This is a genomic window from Thiofaba sp. EF100 (assembly GCF_039822285.1).
Lineage (GTDB): Bacteria > Pseudomonadota > Gammaproteobacteria > Halothiobacillales > Halothiobacillaceae > Thiofaba.
The window spans coordinates 474118-490391 of sequence record NZ_JBAJEY010000001.1; the positions used below are offsets into that span (position 1 = coordinate 474118).

The 16274-nt window shown below is 67.7% G+C and carries 14 protein-coding genes; 3 read left to right on the forward strand and 11 right to left on the reverse strand.

Annotated elements, in window-relative coordinates; all coding sequences use genetic code 11:
• Positions 1-27: 27 nt before the first annotated feature.
• The 7 genes from V6D91_RS02320 to V6D91_RS02350 all read right to left on the reverse strand — a co-directional run bounded on the left by V6D91_RS02320 (position 28) and on the right by V6D91_RS02350 (position 8214).
• Positions 28-2745, reverse strand: coding sequence for an HAD-IC family P-type ATPase (locus V6D91_RS02320; protein WP_347317571.1), 2718 nt, complete (start codon positions 2743-2745; stop codon positions 28-30).
• Positions 2720-3712 carry a sodium:calcium antiporter gene (locus tag V6D91_RS02325; protein WP_347317572.1) on the reverse strand — a complete coding sequence of 331 codons (993 nt, stop codon included), beginning with the start codon at positions 3710-3712 and terminating at the stop codon, positions 2720-2722. Before V6D91_RS02325 ends, V6D91_RS02320 begins: the two co-directional genes overlap by 26 nt.
• Before the next feature lie 361 nt (positions 3713-4073).
• Positions 4074-4799 (reverse strand): DsbC family protein, encoded by a 726-nt coding sequence (locus V6D91_RS02330; protein WP_347317573.1) that lies wholly within the window; start codon positions 4797-4799, stop codon positions 4074-4076.
• Between the two features lie 82 nt (positions 4800-4881).
• The gene (gene xerD / locus V6D91_RS02335) at positions 4882-5802 is read right to left on the reverse strand and encodes a site-specific tyrosine recombinase XerD (RefSeq protein WP_347317574.1); all 921 of its coding nucleotides are present in this window, start codon (positions 5800-5802) and stop codon (positions 4882-4884) included.
• Entirely contained in the window at positions 5799-6851 is a 1053-nt protein-coding gene (locus tag V6D91_RS02340) for a VWA-like domain-containing protein (RefSeq protein WP_347317575.1), read from the reverse strand. Before V6D91_RS02340 ends, xerD begins: the two co-directional genes overlap by 4 nt.
• 15 nt (positions 6852-6866) lie before the next feature.
• On the reverse strand, positions 6867-7883 hold the full coding sequence (locus V6D91_RS02345; RefSeq protein ID WP_347317576.1) for an AAA family ATPase: 1017 nt from the start codon (positions 7881-7883) through the stop codon (positions 6867-6869).
• A 4-nt stretch (positions 7884-7887) separates the two neighbouring features.
• The gene (locus tag V6D91_RS02350) at positions 7888-8214 is read right to left on the reverse strand and encodes a type 1 pili tip component (protein WP_347317577.1); all 327 of its coding nucleotides are present in this window, start codon (positions 8212-8214) and stop codon (positions 7888-7890) included.
• A 149-nt stretch (positions 8215-8363) separates the two neighbouring features.
• Here V6D91_RS02350 and acs point away from each other — a divergent pair, with 149 nt between their 5' ends.
• From acs to V6D91_RS02365, 3 genes are all read left to right on the forward strand, one after another.
• Positions 8364-10322 carry an acetate--CoA ligase gene (gene acs / locus V6D91_RS02355; RefSeq protein WP_347317578.1) on the forward strand — a complete coding sequence of 653 codons (1959 nt, stop codon included), beginning with the start codon at positions 8364-8366 and terminating at the stop codon, positions 10320-10322.
• Positions 10323-10446: 124 nt separating this feature from the next.
• A complete protein-coding gene (locus tag V6D91_RS02360) occupies positions 10447-10755 on the forward strand; it encodes a DUF485 domain-containing protein (protein WP_347317579.1) in 309 nt (102 codons plus the stop codon).
• Complete coding sequence (locus V6D91_RS02365) at positions 10755-12404, forward strand: cation acetate symporter (protein WP_347318095.1); 1650 nt, start codon at positions 10755-10757, stop codon at positions 12402-12404. Before V6D91_RS02360 ends, V6D91_RS02365 begins: the two co-directional genes overlap by 1 nt.
• A gap of 96 nt (positions 12405-12500) precedes the next feature.
• Here the strand turns inward: V6D91_RS02365 and V6D91_RS02370 are convergent, their stop codons facing one another.
• Genes V6D91_RS02370 through V6D91_RS02385 form a run of 4 tightly spaced genes read right to left on the reverse strand, consistent with a single transcriptional unit; the run spans position 12501 to position 16211 of the window.
• On the reverse strand, positions 12501-13214 hold the full coding sequence (locus V6D91_RS02370; protein ID WP_347317580.1) for an ABC transporter ATP-binding protein: 714 nt from the start codon (positions 13212-13214) through the stop codon (positions 12501-12503).
• A gap of 4 nt (positions 13215-13218) precedes the next feature.
• Entirely contained in the window at positions 13219-14412 is a 1194-nt protein-coding gene (locus V6D91_RS02375; RefSeq protein ID WP_347317581.1) for an ABC transporter permease, read from the reverse strand.
• Between the two features lie 2 nt (positions 14413-14414).
• The gene (locus V6D91_RS02380; protein ID WP_347317582.1) at positions 14415-15596 is read right to left on the reverse strand and encodes an efflux RND transporter periplasmic adaptor subunit; all 1182 of its coding nucleotides are present in this window, start codon (positions 15594-15596) and stop codon (positions 14415-14417) included.
• Positions 15597-15605: 9 nt separating this feature from the next.
• Positions 15606-16211, reverse strand: coding sequence for a TetR/AcrR family transcriptional regulator (locus tag V6D91_RS02385; protein ID WP_347317583.1), 606 nt, complete (start codon positions 16209-16211; stop codon positions 15606-15608).
• Positions 16212-16274: the final 63 nt, after the last annotated feature.

Genomic DNA, 16274 nt, shown 5'->3' on the forward strand with positions numbered 1-16274 from the left:
ACCCGCCGCCCGGCGGGTGTCTGGCTTTCAGGCTCCGCGCGGCGATGCAGCGCGCCGCTCCCACCATCGTCTGCCCCTCACCTCCAGCTCGACCACGAGCATCACCCCGATGGCAACCAGCATCATCCAGCCCCAGGTGACCGCTGGAAGTGGCGCCGTGCCAAGCAGGGCATGCATGAACGGGGCATAGGTGACCAGCAGCTGCAGGAGGATCAGCGGGCCGATCACGTACCAGATCACCGGGTTGCCGAACAGTCCTTCGCGGTTGAGCACCGGGGCATTCAGGTAGCGCGCGTTGAGGAGATAGAAGCATTCGATCAGGACGATGGTGTTGAGTGCCGCGGTGCGCGCGGCCTCGAGGCTTCCTCCTTGGTCGAGCAGCAGGTTGAACATGCCATACCCCCCCAGCACCATCAGGCTGCCGACCAGGACGATGCGCCACAACACCCCCCCGCCGACCAGGAGGGCCCGCGGGGACCGAGGAGGACGCCGCATGACATCCGCCTCGGGCCTCTCGAAGGCGAGGGCAAGGGCAAGGTTGACCGTCGTCACCATGTTGATCCAAAGGATCTGCACCGGCGTAATCGGCGCGACCCCGCCCAGCAGGAGGGCAGCGAGCATGATCATCGCCTCGCCCGCATCCGAGGGCAGGATATAGAGGATGGTCTTGCGCAGGTTGTCGTACACCCCCCGCCCCTCGCGCACTGCCTTGGCGATGGTGGCGAAGTTGTCGTCCGCCAGCACGATCACCGAGGCCTCGCGCGCCACCTCCGACCCGGTCTTGCCCATGGCGATACCGACCTGCGCCCCCTTGAGCGCCGGGGCGTCGTTCACCCCGTCGCCGGTCATGGCCACCACCTCGCCGGCCTGTTGCAGGGCAGAGAGGAGGGTCAGCTTCTGCTCGGGCGTGGTACGGGCAAAGACGTCCGCCTCGCGCACCCGCTGGGCCAGTTCGTTGGGCGCCAGCCTCTCCAGTTCCTCGCCGGTCAGGACGGCCTGCCCGTCGCCGATGCCGAGCTGGCGGGCGATGGCCGCGGCCGTGACCGCATGGTCGCCGGTGATCATCTTCACCCGGATGCCCGCCTGCTGGCAGGCCGCCACGGCCTCGGGCACGCCCTCGCGCGGCGGATCGATGAAGCCGACCACCCCCTGCCACTCCAGCCCGCCGGAAAGATCCTCGGCGACGAGCTCATGGCCCGCCAGCGGCTTGCGCGCGAAGGCGATCAGGCGCAAGCCCTCGCCGGCGAGCCGGTCCAGCTCCGCCTCGATACCCGGCGGAACCTCCTTCAGACGGGCCAGGATGACCTCGGGCGCGCCCTTGATGAAGGCGACCCTGCCTTCCTCGGGGTCGCGATGGAGTGTGGCCATGTAGCGCAGGCGCGCGTCGAAGGGAAGAAGCTCGAGGCGCGGCCAGCGCGCGCGCTCAAGCTCCGGGTCGAGGCCGAACTTGCGCGCCAGCACCAGGAGTGCGCCTTCCAGCGGGTCCCCCAGGACGTACCAGCGCCGATCACCGTCGCGGACCAGCTCGGCATCATTGCAGAGCATGGCCGCATGCAGGAGCGCCTCCACATCCGGGTGACCATCCCGCTCGATGGGAACACCATCCCGCAGGACGCGGCCGTGGGGGTCGTAGCCTGCACCTTCGACCGTGTACTCGCCCTGCGGGGTCAAGACATGCACGGCCGTGAGGACGTTGCAGGTCAGGGTACCGGTCTTGTCGGTGCAGATGGTGGTCACCGCACCAAGCGCCTCGACCGCCGGCAGGCGGCGCACAATGGCGTTGCGCCTGGCCATACGCTGCACGCCGATGGCGAGGGCGATGGTCAGCACAGCCGGCAGGCCCTCAGGGATTGCGGCCACCGCCATGCCGACTGCGATCAGGAAGGTGTCGGCCCAAGGCAGCCCCTGCCAGGCCACGCCGATCACAAAGGCCAGCAGCGCGAGGGCCAAGATGATCAGACTAAGATCCCTGGACAGCCGCTCCAGGTGCCGAAGGAGTGGCGTGGTCAGCTGGGGAACCGTCTTGAGCAGGGCACTGATGCGGCCAAGCTCGGTGTGCACCCCGGTGGCCACAACCACGCCCATCCCCTGCCCCTGGGTCACCAGGGTTCCGGCGAAGCCCATGCTGCTGCGCTCGGCCACCCTGGCCCCGACGGCCACCGGAACCGTGCCCTTCTCCGCAGGCACGGACTCGCCGGTGAGCAGGCTCTCATCGATGGCCAGGCTGTGCGCCCGGATCAGGCGCATGTCCGCCGGCACCTTGTCCCCCGCCTGCAGCAGCACGATATCCCCCGGCACCAACCGGCTGGCGTCGATCTGCATCACCCGACCGTTGCGCAGCACCTGGGCATACGGGGTGAGCACCTGGCGCAGGGCCTCCAGCGCCCGCTCCGCCCTGCCCTCCTGCACCACTCCCAGCAGTGCATTGATGAGGATGACCCCCACGATCACGCCGGTGTCCGTGACATGCCCCAGGAACAGCGTCACCAGGGCGGCAAGCCAAAGGACATAGATCAAGGGATTGTTCAGCTGGGCGAGGAAGCGTCTCAGGAGGCCCTGCCGGGGGGGACTGGGGAGGACATTCTCGCCATGGCGGGCCAGCCGCGCTGCGGCCTCCTCCTCGTCCAGGCCATGATCGGCATCGCTCTGCAGTGTTGCCAGGACCACCTCCCACGCAAGGTTGTGGCAGATATTCCCCTCCCCCCCGGCATGCATGCACTCACTGGGCATAGATGAAGAGGACATAGGCATTCAGCATGTAGAGGGAAAACAGGGTCAGGCTGACCCAGCCGACCGTCTTGAACAGGCGCGTCGTGGGCCGGTAGAGCAGACCGACGACGGCCACCCCGGTCATCATCACCGCCGACAGGGCAGAAACCGCATGCATCAAGTCGACATGGGAGAACAGCGGCCCCTCGAGAAGGAACAGGTCATCGATGGCAAGGATGGCCAGGTTGAACAGGATGCTCCCGAACAGGTTGCCGATGGCAAGGTCGAGCGCGCCCAGCCGCAGGGCCGCAACGGTGACCGCGATCTCAGGCAGGGTGGTGACCAGGGCAACGAACAGGGTGCCGACGAAACCGCGCGCCCAGCCCATCTCGCTGGCGATGCCCTCGGCAATGAAGGGCAAGGTCAGGGCAGCAGCCACCACCACCAGCGCCGCGAGCGTGAAACGGAGGATGGCACCCCCGAGGGTGATGCCATCCCCCGGAGGCTGGGGTTCGACGTGGTTGTGTCCCTTCTCGTAGAGGAAGACGACGCGCAGGGCGACGAGGTAGAGCAACACGATCACCGGCGTATAGACACCGACATGACCGAGGGTGGGCTGCGGACCCTGCTGGGCAAGGAGGATGTTGAAGCCGACCAGCCCCAGCATCATGACCGCGAAACCCGCGCCGAGGATGTGGCCGTGGCTGACCAGGGTGAAGACCGGAGCCTTGCGATGGAAAAAGTCGAGCAGCACGATCAGGAGCAGGTTCATGACCGTGGCGCCGAGGATGTTGCCCACCGCGATGTTGGGGGCATGCGCAAAGCTGACGGCACTGATGCCGGTGAACAGCTCAGGCAGGGAGGTCGCCGTGGCCACCAAGGCCAGGCCGATCCAGCCGCGGGTCAGGCCGGTCAGTTCGGCGATCCGGTCGCCGTAGCGGGAGAGCTGGTAGCCCGCCACCCCGATCACCAGCGCGCACAGCCCGAAGGCCAGCCAGATCATGTTCGCCTCCCTGGGTTCAACCCATCGGCCCGGATGAAGCGAGGTAGGAGGCCCGCCCCCGGGCTGAACACCCGGCATTCGATCGCGGCGGGGGCGCCGCTCCCACGCGGCCCCTGCTGTAGGAGGCCCGCCCTCCAGGCTGTGTCAAAAGCCTTTGACACAGGCTGAAATGCGAGCCATGGACGGATCGCGCGAGAATCAATCACGATGAGTGATTGATTCTCGGAGCCCGTCGCGGGCATGTACCGCGACGAGGCGAGTTTCAAAAGGGCAGGACAGCCCTTTTGAAACAGTCTGCCCCGGGGGCCGATGGAGCGACACTCGAACGCGGCGGGAGGCGCTCCTACAGGCCAGCCGCGGTTCATCCCCCGGCCTTGAGCCGCTCCAGCACCTTCACCAATTCGGCCGCCGGACGGTAGCCTGGGATGACCTGCCCGCCCTCGGTGACGATGAACGGCGTCCCCTCAAGCCCCAACTGCCCCCCTAGGTCGATCATCTGCGCCAGCGGGTGTTTGTCGCAGGCCGGAAGATTCACGCTCTGGCCACCGAGCGACTTGTCCAGCTCGGCCTTGCGGTCCTTGGCGCACATGATGCCGATGCTCGACTTGCCGATCGGCGAATCGAGCCCCGCCCGCGGATAGAGCACGTAGCGCACCTTGACGCCCTGCTTGTTCAGCTCCGGCACCTCCTGGTGCAGCTTGCGGCAGTAGGGGCAGCTCGGGTCGGTGAACACGGTAATGCTGTATTTCGCCGCACCCTGCGGGGCGTAGATGATGGTGTCCTCATCCTTCACCTGCTTGAGCAGCTCGACCCGGATGCCGGTACGGCGTTCTTCGGTCAGGTTCTTGCGCTTTTCGAAATCCACCAGCGCCCCCTGGAACATGTAGCGCCCATCCCCGGTCATGTACACCACGTCCGGCCCGGCCACCACCTCGTAGACGCCGGGCACCGGGGTGGCCGTCACCGAGCTCAGCGGCAGACCGGGCATGGTCTCCTTGAGCTTCTTGGTCAGGGCCTCGGTGGCGGGATCGGCCAGCGCGGGCAGGCTCGCGGCAAGCGCAAGGGCCAGGAGGGTCAGACGTTTCATGCAATTCTCCAAAAACAACCACCACAGGGGTGGGTAGGTTAAAAGGCACTTTGCCCAGCATACATGTCCCGGGCATGAAAGTTCATCCGCGAGGATGATGGGCCGCGTGCAGGGCCTTGAGGCGGGCCCGCGCCACGTGGGTGTAAATCTGCGTGGTGGAGAGGTCGCTGTGGCCGAGCAGCATCTGCACCACGCGCAAATCGGCGCCGTGGTTGAGCAGGTGAGTGGCGAAGGCATGGCGCAGGGTGTGCGGCGAGAGCGGCGCGGCGATGCCGGCCTCGCGTGCATAACGCTTGATCAGCGTCCAGAACATCTGCCGCGTCATCGGCCCGCCGCGCCGGGTGACGAACAAGGCCTCACTCTCGCCCAACCCCTCCAGCAGGATGGGGCGAGCCTCGGCCAGATAGCGCTCGATCCAGTGCACCGCCTCGGCGCCGAGCGGCACCAGCCGCTCCTTGCGCCCCTTGCCGAGCACGCGCACCACGCCCGCACTCAGGCTGATCTGACCGAGCGCAAGACCGACGAGTTCCGACACGCGCAGGCCGGTGGCGTACAGGGTTTCCAGCATGGCACGGTCGCGCAGGCCGAGCTGGGTATCGATCATCGGCGCCGCGAGCAGGGCCTCGACATCCGCCTCGCCCAGGGCCTTGGGCAGCGGGCGGCCGATACGCGGCGGCGAAATGTCGAGGGTGGGGTCAAGCCCGATCTGGCCATGCGCCGCAAGCCAGCCGTAGAAGCGGCGCAGGGCCGAAAGCAGGCGGGCGGTGCTTCGCGGCTTATGCCCCTCCGCCAGGCGCTCGGCAAGGAAGCGCATGATCAGCGCCCGGTCGGCACCCATCAGGCTGCGTCCCTGCCTGTCGAGCCAGGCGGCGAACAGGCGGATGTCCGTCTCGTAGGCGCTCAGGGTGTGGCGCGACAGCCCCTGCTCCAGCCACAGCTGGTCGAGCACGCGCCGGATCAGGGCCTGCTCCGCCTCGGCGATGATGACGCGGGCCGGCCTCACAGGCGGATCACCTCGCCAAACGGTGGCGTGACCGGGCCCGCCACTGCCCACAGCACCGGCAGGCCGGGCGGGCGGACCGGGTAGTCGCCCTTGCCGTCGGTGAAGTAGACGAGCGCGTCGAAATCCTCACCGCTCTGCCCAATCCAGTCGAACACCGGGCGGAAGTCGGTGCCGCCCTGCCCGTGCGGCTTGGGCCAGGACGGCACCTCCCCCACGGCAAAGCGCCAGGGGGTGCCCGGAGCGAGGCAGGTGTCGGCGGCGAGCAGGGTCAGCCGCATGGGGATCTGTCCAGCCAGCGCCTGGACCTCGGCCCAGAAGTTGCGCAGCAGGGCATCGTCGATCGAGGCGCTGATGTCCACCGCCAGCACGATATGCGCGGCGGCGGGCCGCAGCGCGGGCAAAAGGAAGGGCTCGCTGGCGCGGCGCGAGGGCCGTCCGTAGTGCGCCTCCGCCCGGTGCCAGCGCTGCATGAAGGCCGCCAGCCGGCCGCGCCAGTCGTGCGCCGCCACATCGGGCGACTCGCCCAAAAGCTCGCGCAGTACGGCAGCGCGCGCATCCCCCGCCCCCAGAGCCTCGCCCACGGCCTGGCGCACACGGATGCGCCAGGGGCGGGCCTCGAGATGGTGCGGCGCTCCGGCAGGCTGCTCATCGCTCGCCACCCCCGAGGTGCGGCTTCTTGCAAGCTCCCCGCCCTCCTCCGCCGCACCGAGCCACCAGGCATGGCGCTCCGCGGCAGGCGATGCGAGCGGGGGCATCCCCAGCGTGTGCAAAAGGCGCTCCACCGTGGCATCACACGCCTTCGACCAGGCCTCGGGCCTTCCGGGCGGCGCGGCGAAGTGCAACAACGCGGCATGCAAGGTGGCGTGGGCCAGCCAGTACCCAAGGTCCGCAGCGCTTGCCCGCGCGGCATAGTGCGCGTCAAAGCGCAGGTTTCGCGCGCTGGTTTCGACATCCACGCCCAACCCCGGCTCGACCGTCACCTGCAGGAAACTGGCCAGCCGGCCGAGCACCGGATGGGCACGGGCGAGTTCGCGGCGGACGCGGTCCATCCTGTCCAAACCCGGTCAGCCCCCAGCGATCCTGACGGCCCAGTCGTCGAAAGCCTCCAAGGCATACAGCCGCTCGCCCAGGCGGGCGTGCAGGGCCCGCACCAGCCGCTCGCCAAGCTCCGCCTCGAACCGGCCCGCGAGGCGCAGCAGGCGACCGGCCTGGTCGGCATCCTCAGGGGCGATCCGTCCGGCCCGGGTGATGGCCGCATCCAACACGGCCCAGCGGCCGTCCGCATCCTCGGGCAGAGCCGGATCGTCCTGGGCCAGCAGGGTGTCGAGGTCGAACTGCGGCCGCGCAAGCCAGTCCGCCAGCAGCATGGCGGCGACCTCGCCCACACAGGCCGCGAGGGCGGGCTCCAACAGGTCCGGGTCGGCGGCAAACTTGCGCAGGGCACGGTCGGCGAAGGCCCAGCTGCGCGGACTGGGGAAGGCGTGAATGTTGGCCTGCTCGGGAAACACGAACAAAAGATCCGGGCGCTGGGCGAGGAAGCGGCGCAGGCGTTCATCCACCCCGGCCCGTTGAGCCCACTCCAGCCAGTCGTCGATCGCAGGCCAGAGCTCGTAGTGGGTGAAGCGGTTGGCGAGCGGCGCGGGCATGGCGTAGGTCACGCCGCGGTCACCCAACCGGTTGCCGGCAGCGAGGATGGCCCAGCCGTCCGGCAGGCGGTAGTCGCCCAGGCGGCGGTCGAGGATGAGCTGGTAGGCGCTGGCCGCGACCTGCGGCAGGGCGGCGTTGATCTCGTCAAGGAACAGCACGCCGCACGGACCGTCGCGTTCGGCTTGCGGCAGCATAGAGGGGGTGGCCCATTCGACCCGACCCTCCCGCTGGTAAGGCATACCACGCAGGTCGGAGGGCTCAAGCTGGGACAGGCGCAGGTCGATCATGGGCACCGCCCGGGCGGCGGCTGCCTGGGCGACCAGGGCGGACTTGCCGACCCCGGGCGGTCCCCACAGCATGACCGGGGTGTGCTCGCCCAAGACGGCCGCCTCGATCTCGCGCGCCAGCAGGCGCGCAACATCCGCCGCACGCACGCGGTCAGCCCTCGCCCCGCAGACGGGCGAAGTGGCGCTTCCTGAGTTCGACGAAACGCGGGGTCAGGCCGACGTCTTCATAGATGGGATCGCCCTGCTCGTCCTGCTCGACCACGCGCTGGCCGGGAACGTAGGCAAAACCGGCCTCGACCTCGCGCAGGGCAGCATGGATCAGGTCGCGCAGGATGGTGCGTGAATCGCCCGCGGCAAACATCTCCGCCAAGGCCTCGATCTTGGCGGCGTCATCCAGGGCCATCACGACCGGCACCTCGATCACCTCCCCCGCCTCGGGCTTGCGCGCCCAATGTTCAACCAGTTCGCTGACTCGCATGTGACACCTCCTCTGCATCCCCATACCAGGCTCGAAGGTAATGCAAATCGGGCGCAAAGGCATCATCCCGGCACCCGGGGTGACCCGCACCCCATCGGGCAGATAGAATGGAGCATTGTTTTCCGATCGCCCAACCCAAGGAGCTTGTGATGTCCGAGGCCCTGGAATCCGTCCTGCATGAAACCCGTGTCTTCGCCCCGCCCGCCGAATTCGTCGCCCGCGCGCGTCTGAACGGGGAGCGCCTCGACGCACTGCACCAGCGCTTCGACGCGGATTTCGAGGGGACGTGGGCGGACCTTGCCCGTACCGAGATCGACTGGCACACCCCGTTCCAGACCATTCTCAACACCGAGAACGCCCCGCACTTCCGCTGGTTCGAGGATGGCAAGCTCAACGTCTCCTGGAACTGCCTGGACCGCCACCTCGAGACCCGCGGCGACAAGATCGCCATCCGCTTCGAAGGCGACCGGGGCGACACCCGCGAGATCACCTACCGCCAGCTTCACGCCGAGGTGTGCACGCTTGCCAACGGCCTCAAGAGCCTGGGCATCAAGGCAGGCGACCGCGTCGTCATCTACATGCCGATGATCGCCGAGGCAGTCGTCGCCATGCAGGCCTGCGCCCGCATCGGCGCCATCCACTCCGTGGTGTTCGGCGGCTTCTCCGCCGAGGCCCTGCGTGACCGCGTCAACGACGCCGGCGCGCGCGTCATCATCACCGCCGACGGCGGCTTCCGCGGCGGACGCACCATTGAGCTGAAGGGCGCGGTGGACAAGGCCATGGAGCACGGCTGCCCGACCATCGAGAAGATCGTGGTGTTCCAGCGCACCAACCATGGCGCCGCCATGACGGCTGGCCGCGACATCTGGTGGCACGAGCTGACCGCCAGCCAGCCGGCAAGCTGCGAACCTGTGTTCGTCTCCGCCGAGCACCCGCTGTTCCTGCTCTACACCTCCGGTTCCACGGGCAAGCCGAAGGGCATCCAGCACTCCTCCGGCGGCTACCTGCTGAACGCCATCCTGACCAACAAGTGGGTCTTCGACACCACGGATTCGGACGTGTTCTGGTGCACCGCCGACGTGGGCTGGATCACCGGCCATACCTATGTGGCTTACGGCCCGCTGGCGATTGGCGCAACCCAGGTGATCTTCGAGGGCGTGCCGACCTTCCCGCACGGCGGCCGTTTCTGGGAAGTGGCGCAGAACCACGGCGTGACCATCTTCTACACCGCACCGACCGCGATCCGCGCGCTGATGAAGCTGGGCGAGGAGGTTCCCGCCCAGTACGACCTCTCCAAGCTGCGCCTGCTTGGCTCCGTGGGCGAGCCGATCAACCCTGAGGCCTGGATGTGGTATCACCGCGTGATCGGCAAGGAGCGCTGCCCGATCGTCGACACCTGGTGGCAGACCGAAACCGGCGCCCACATGATTGCCCCGATCCCCGGCGCCGTGGCCACCAAGCCCGGCTCCTGCACCCGTCCGCTGCCGGGCATCATGGCCGATGTGGTCGACGACCACGGCCATCCGGTCGATGCGGAGCACGGCGGGTATCTCGTCATCAAGAAGCCCTGGCCGTCCATGGTGCGCACCATCTGGGGCGACGACGAGCGCTTCAAGCAGACCTACTTCCCGCCCTATTTCCCCGGCTACTATCTGGCCGGCGACTCGGCGCGCAAGGACGCCGACGGCTACTTCTGGATCATGGGCCGCATTGACGACGTGCTGAACGTCTCCGGCCATCGCCTGGGCACCATGGAGATCGAATCCGCCCTGGTCGCCCACCCGCGTGTCGCCGAGGCCGCCGTGGTCGGCCGTCCGCACGAGATCAAGGGCGAGGCCATCGTCGCCTATGTAGTCTGCAAGGGTGAGCGTCCGGTCGGCGAGGAGGCGGCGAAGATGGTCGAGGAACTGCGTGCATGGGTGAACGAGCAGATCGGCCCCATCGCCAAGCCCGACGAGATCCGCTTCGGAGACAACCTGCCCAAGACCCGCTCCGGCAAGATCATGCGCCGCCTTTTGCGCTCCATTGCCAAGGGCGAAGACATCACCGGTGATGTCTCCACCCTGGAAAACCCGGCCATCCTGGACCAGCTGCAGGGCAAGGCTTGACGCAGATCATTAGGACATCCTTATACCCTAATGATTTAAAAGCACTTTACCTGCAAGGCCGTCCGGCATACCCTGCCGTGCGGCCCTGCGCCACGATAAAGACAACCCTCAGGAGTCCTCCACCATGCAACCCGATCTGGCCGCGCGCATCCAGGCGGATCCGCGCTTTCAGGAGCTTGTGAGCAAGCGCTCCAAGTACAACTGGACGATGGCCATCATCATGATGATCATCTACTACGCCTTCATCCTGTTCATCGCCTTCAATCCGACGGCCCTGGCCGCCAAGCTCGGCGAAGGCACGGTCATGTCGGTCGGCATCCTGACGGGCTTCCTCGTCATCATTGCCGCCTTCGTCCTGACCGGCATCTACGTGCGCCGCGCGAACCGCGAGTTCGACACCCTGACCGCGCAGATCAAGGAGAACGCGAAATGATGATGCGTCCCATGATGATGGCGGCCGGATTCGCCGCCCTCGCCTACGCCGGCGTCACCCTGGCCGCCGATGGCGCCCAGAAGGGCGTCAACATGCCCGCCGTGACTATGTTCATCCTGTTCGTGATCGCCACCCTCGGCATCACGTACTGGGCCGCCAAGCGTACCCGTACCGCCAAGGACTTCTACACCGCGGGCGGCGGCATTACCGGCTTCCAGAACGGTCTGGCCCTGGCGGGTGACTACATGTCCGCCGCCTCCTTCCTCGGCATCGCAGGCCTCGTATTCGCCAACGGTTTCGATGGCCTGATCTACTCCATCGGCTTCCTGGTGGGCTGGCCGATCATGCTGTTCCTCTTGGCCGAGAAGCTGCGCAACCTCGGCAAGTACACCTTCGCCGACGTGGCCTCCTACCGCCTGTCCCAGGTGCCGGTGCGCGCCGTCGCTGCCGTGGCCTCGCTGGTCGTGGTCGCCATGTACCTGATCGCACAGATGGTCGGCGCGGGCAAGCTGATCGAGGTCCTGTTCGGCCTGCCCTACACCTACGCGGTGATCATCGTCGGCGTGCTGATGATCCTCTACGTCACCTTCGGCGGCATGCTCGCCACCACCTGGGTGCAGATCATCAAGGCCGTGCTGCTGCTCTCCGGCGCCACCTTCATGGCCCTGGCCGTGCTGTGGGCCTTCGGCTTCAGCTTCGACGCCATGTTCAGCAAGGCGGTTGAGATCAGCCCCAAGCATGACGCCATCATGGCCCCGGGCAGCCTGGTGAAGGACCCGATTTCCGCCATCTCCCTGGGCCTTGCGCTGATGTTCGGCGTGGCCGGCCTGCCGCACATCCTGATGCGTTTCTTCACCGTGAGCGACGCCAAGGAAGCGCGCAAGTCTGTGCTGTTTGCCACCGGCTTCATCGGCTATTTCTACATCCTGACCTTCATCATCGGCTTCGGCGCCATCATCATGGTCTCCACCGATGCCCAGTACCTGGATGCGGCCAAGAAGCTGATCGGCGGCAACAACATGGCAGCCATCCACCTCTCCCACGCGATCGGCGGCGACCTCTTCCTCGGCTTCATCTCCGCCGTGGCCTTCGCCACCATCCTCGCGGTGGTCTCCGGCCTGACCCTGGCGGGCGCCTCGGCCGTGTCGCACGACTTGTACGCCAACGTGTTCAAGCGCGGCCAGGTCGACGAGCAGGCCGAAATGCGCTTCTCCAAGTACGCCACCATCGCCCTTGGCATCGTCGCGATCTTCCTCGGCATCGCGTTCGAGAAGCAGAACATCGCCTTCATGGTCGGCCTGGCCTTCGCCGTCGCCGCGAGCGCCAACTTCCCGATCCTGTTCCTGGCCATCTACTGGCGCGGCCTGACCACCCGTGGCGCGGTCATGGGCGGTCTTGGCGGCCTGATCACCGCCGTGGTGCTGGTCGTGCTCTCCAAGACCGTGTGGGTGGACGTGCTTGGCAACGCCAAGGAAATCGTCCCCTACAAGGACCCGGCCATCTTCTCCATGCCGGTGGCCTTCATCCTGGCCTGGTTCTTCTCCATCACGGACAAGAGCGCGCGCGCCAAGGCCGAGCAAGAGGCATTCACTGCCCAGTACGTCCGCTCGGAGACCGGCATCGGTGCCGAGGGTGCCGCGCAGCACTAAGCACCCGACAGGGCCAGGGAGTGGCCCTTCCATCCCACGAAAGCTCGACCCCAGGGTCGGGCTTTTTTCATTCAGGCCACGCCGGTGCAGCCCGCATCAGTCGATGGGACGCCCCTCGCCCGCTTCCTCGTAGGTCCTGCCATCGCGGATGTGGTAGATGCGCTTGAAGGTGGGGATGATCTTCTCGTCATGGGTGACGACGATGATTGCCGCCTGGTACTGGCGGGCCATCTGGTTGAGGATGCGCACCACGGCCAGCGCGCGTTCGCTGTCGAGCGGCGCGGTCGGCTCGTCGGCAAGGATGACCGGCGGGCGGTTGGCCAGCGCCCGCGCAATGGCCACGCGCTGCTGTTCACCACCGGAAAGCTGGGCGGGCTTGGCGGTGGCCCGGTGCTGCACGTCGAGGGCGGTCAGCAATTCAAGTGCCCGCTGGCGGGCCTGCGCATTGGGCACGCCGGCCAGCATCGGCAGCAGGGCCACGTTGTCGGTCACATCGAGGAAGGGAATCAGGTAGGGGGCCTGGAACACAAAGCCGATCTTGTCCCGCCGCAGGGCCCGCAGGTCGCGAATCGTCCAGCCCTCGTCGAAGATGGTCTGGCCGCCCAGGGCCATGCGGCCGGCGGTGGGGTCGGTCACCGCACCCAGGCACTTGAGCAGGGTGCTCTTGCCCGAACCGCTGGGACCGATGAGACCGACCACCTCACCCGGCCAGACCACCATGTCCACGCCCTTGAGCGCGTCCACCGCGGTCGCACCCTCGCCGTAGCGCTTGCGCAGGCCACTCACTTCGATCGCCGGTTGCAACGCCATGCACTTAACCTCCGATGGCGGTGGCCGGGTCCACCTTGAGGGCCACCCGGATGGCGAGCAGGCTGGCCAGGGTGCAGATCACCATGATCGCCACGAGACCACGGAGGGCGTCTTCCGGCAGGAGCAGCACGTACTTGGGGAAATGCGGTGCCCACAGGGTGGCCGCCAGGCGGCCGATGACGAAGCCGATCAGGCCGAGGCCGAGGGCCTGCTGCAGGATCATGCCGGCGATGGTGCGGTTGCGCGTGCCGATGAGCTTCAGCACGGCCAGCTCGCGGAGCTTGCCGAGGGTCATGGTGTAGATGATGAACGATACGATCGCCGCCGAGACGACGGACAGGATGACGAGGAACAGCCCGATCTGCTTCGAGGAGGTGGCGATCATCTTGGCGACGACGATCTCCTCCATCTGCTCCACCGTATAGGCCTGCAGATGCTTCCAGCGCCGGATCGGCTCGGCCACCTGCTCCGCCGTCCAGCCCGGCTGCAGCCGCACCAGCACCGCGTTGACACTGTGGCTGCTGGTCTGGGCGGCCTGCACCGCCTCGAGCAGGCCGGGTACGCCGGGACGGTTGAGGGCGGGATTGGCGGCGGTGCGCGCCCGCTCGTTGAGGATGGCCTCGTTGTCCTTGAGGAACTGGGCCTCCTGGGCATCCTTCAGTGGAATGAACAGCATGGGATCGCCGCCGGACGAGACCATGCGCCGGGTCAATCCGACCACGGTGTAGTCATGCCTGCGGATGCGCACGACATCCCCCACCCTGAAGCCGGTGCGCACGTCGGCGATCGCCTCGTAGTGGCTGCGGGTGATCTGCCTTCCCTCGACCAGATAGGGCGGCTCTCCCGGCTGGCCGGGCTCGAAGCCGACCACCATCACGCGCACGTCCCGCCCCGCCCGCTGCACCTGCATGGTCAGGTAGGTGACATTGGCCGCCGCCATCACCCCGGGCAGGCCGAGAATGCCCCGATAGACGTCATCGCGCAGGCTGGAGGGCTCGGCGTAGGGGCCAAGCGTGTCCTGCTGCACCACCCAGAGATCCGCGCCGCTGTTGCGCAACAGGGCCTTGCCATCGTCCACCATGCCGCGGTAGATGCCGGCCATCGAGAAGGTCACGCCGATCAGCAAGCCCAGCCCCACGCCGGTCAGCACGAACTTCGACCAGGAGTGCAGGATGTCGCGCGCGGCCAGGTTGATCATGCTCAGCGCCCCTGGATCACATCCACCACGCGCACCCGGGACGCCGCCGTCAGCTCGCGCTCGCTGTGGATGACGACCCGATCCCCCCGCTCCAACCCCCGGGTGATCTGCACCCGGCCGTCCAGGTCACGCAGCCCGGTCTCGACCGGCTGGTAGACCACCCGCCTCTCGTCCAGGCGCCAAACCCCCGTCCGTCCGCCTTCGCGCTTCAACGCGGCATTGGGGATGACCAGGGCCTCGTCGAGGGCGGCCGTGAGGATGGTGACCTCGGCCAGCTCGCCGATCGACACCTGTTCGGGCATGGCCTGCAGGCCGACCTGGACGAGCCGCTCCTCGGTCACGCTGTCGGCCAGCCACTCCACCCGCTCCACCCGTCCGGCCAGCGGCTGTCCGGGACGACCGCGCAGGATAACCCTGGCCTCCTGCCCGACCCTCACCCGGCCCGCCCGCGCCTGGTCGATCCGCGTCTGCAGCCACAGGCTGGCCGGATCGACCAGGCGCACCACGCTCTGACCCGCCACCAGCGTGCTGCCCGGCTCGGCGTCGCGGGCGGTGACCACGCCGTCCACCGGCGCCCGCAGCACGAGATTGCCGCGTTGCTGTTCCAGCGCCTCGTAGTCGGCACGGCTGCGTGCCAGATCGCTCTGCGCCACCTCCTGCGCGGCACGCGCCGCCACGAGGCCCGCCTGGGCGGCCTCATGCTCCTGACGGCGCGCATCGCCATCCGCCGGGCTGACCAGGCGCTGGGCGAGCAGCTGCTCGTAGCGTGCACGATTGCTTGCCGCCAGCCGCACCCGCGCCTCCGCGTCACGGATCTGGGCACCGGCGGCATCGAGCGCATGCCGGGCACGTTCGATGCCCGCCCTCGCCGCGGCCTGCCGCGCATCGAGATCGACCGGATCCATCTCCGCCAGCACCTCGCCGGCACGCACCCGCTCGCCGACATCGACCTGCACACGCAAGACCCGTCCCGGCACGGTCGGACCGACGGCATACGCGCGCCTTGCCTCGACCGTGCCGAGGCCGAAGACCTCCTCCCGGATCGGCTCGGCCCGTACCTCCGCCAACACCACGCGTGTCGGCGCCATCGGCCCGTTGCGCAGGACGACCAGCACGAAACCCGCCACCACCGCGATGGCGACGGCCCCCATGCCGATCTTTCCGATCCAGCCCCTGCCTGCCATGCCCACCTCTCACCTCCCCCCGGCGACGACGCCCTGACGCCACACATCGAACACACCGGCCGCCAGCAGCTTCATGGCTCCCACGTTGCCCAGCGCCATCGCCTGCATGACCAGCCCCTGGACGGCCCCGACGAACAGGGCCACGGCGGCGGCCCGATCAAGGGTGTCGCGCAACACCCCTTCCGTGCCCGCGGCCTCCAACTGACGCGCAATGAGGGTGCGATAGCGCCCCATCAGCTGCCCCACGGCCTGCTTGAGCGGCGAATCGGCCGGCTGCTGCAGCTCGTAGAAGATGATCCTCGGCACCCCAGGATATCGGGTGACAAAATCGACATGGGCGTGAAAGATCGCCTCCAGGGCGGCCATGGGCGCGCCGGCCTCCTCAGCCACGCGCTCGAGATTCGGCAGCAACTCGGACATCACCCAGCGGATCACGGCGACGCCGATCGCTTCCTTGTTCTCGAAATGGCGAAAGATGGCCCCCGAACTCAGGCCCACGGCAGCGGCCAGGTCATTCACGCTGATCTCGGCCGGGCTGCGCCGGGCGGCCAGGCTGACCATGGCCGCCACGATCTGCCCCTGGCGCGCTTTGGTCGGTTGTCGAGCAGGTTTCATGCGTCTTGTAAGTAAGCAGTTTCTTACAAGATAGCCTGGAACCGCGAATCGTCAATGGTGCAG

Coding starts and splice junctions, on each gene's coding strand:
- V6D91_RS02385 (WP_347317583.1), bottom strand. CDS start 16,211: ATGAAACCTGCTCGACAACCGACCAAAGCGCGCCAGGGGCAGATCGTG.
- V6D91_RS02365 (WP_347318095.1), top strand. CDS start 10,755: ATGATGCGTCCCATGATGATGGCGGCCGGATTCGCCGCCCTCGCCTAC.
- acs (WP_347317578.1), top strand. CDS start 8,364: ATGTCCGAGGCCCTGGAATCCGTCCTGCATGAAACCCGTGTCTTCGCC.
- V6D91_RS02360 (WP_347317579.1), top strand. CDS start 10,447: ATGCAACCCGATCTGGCCGCGCGCATCCAGGCGGATCCGCGCTTTCAG.
- V6D91_RS02370 (WP_347317580.1), bottom strand. CDS start 13,214: ATGGCGTTGCAACCGGCGATCGAAGTGAGTGGCCTGCGCAAGCGCTAC.
- V6D91_RS02325 (WP_347317572.1), bottom strand. CDS start 3,712: ATGATCTGGCTGGCCTTCGGGCTGTGCGCGCTGGTGATCGGGGTGGCG.
- V6D91_RS02320 (WP_347317571.1), bottom strand. CDS start 2,745: ATGTCCTCTTCATCTATGCCCAGTGAGTGCATGCATGCCGGGGGGGAG.
- V6D91_RS02340 (WP_347317575.1), bottom strand. CDS start 6,851: ATGGACCGCGTCCGCCGCGAACTCGCCCGTGCCCATCCGGTGCTCGGC.
- V6D91_RS02350 (WP_347317577.1), bottom strand. CDS start 8,214: ATGCGAGTCAGCGAACTGGTTGAACATTGGGCGCGCAAGCCCGAGGCG.
- V6D91_RS02330 (WP_347317573.1), bottom strand. CDS start 4,799: ATGAAACGTCTGACCCTCCTGGCCCTTGCGCTTGCCGCGAGCCTGCCC.
- V6D91_RS02380 (WP_347317582.1), bottom strand. CDS start 15,596: ATGGCAGGCAGGGGCTGGATCGGAAAGATCGGCATGGGGGCCGTCGCC.
- V6D91_RS02375 (WP_347317581.1), bottom strand. CDS start 14,412: ATGATCAACCTGGCCGCGCGCGACATCCTGCACTCCTGGTCGAAGTTC.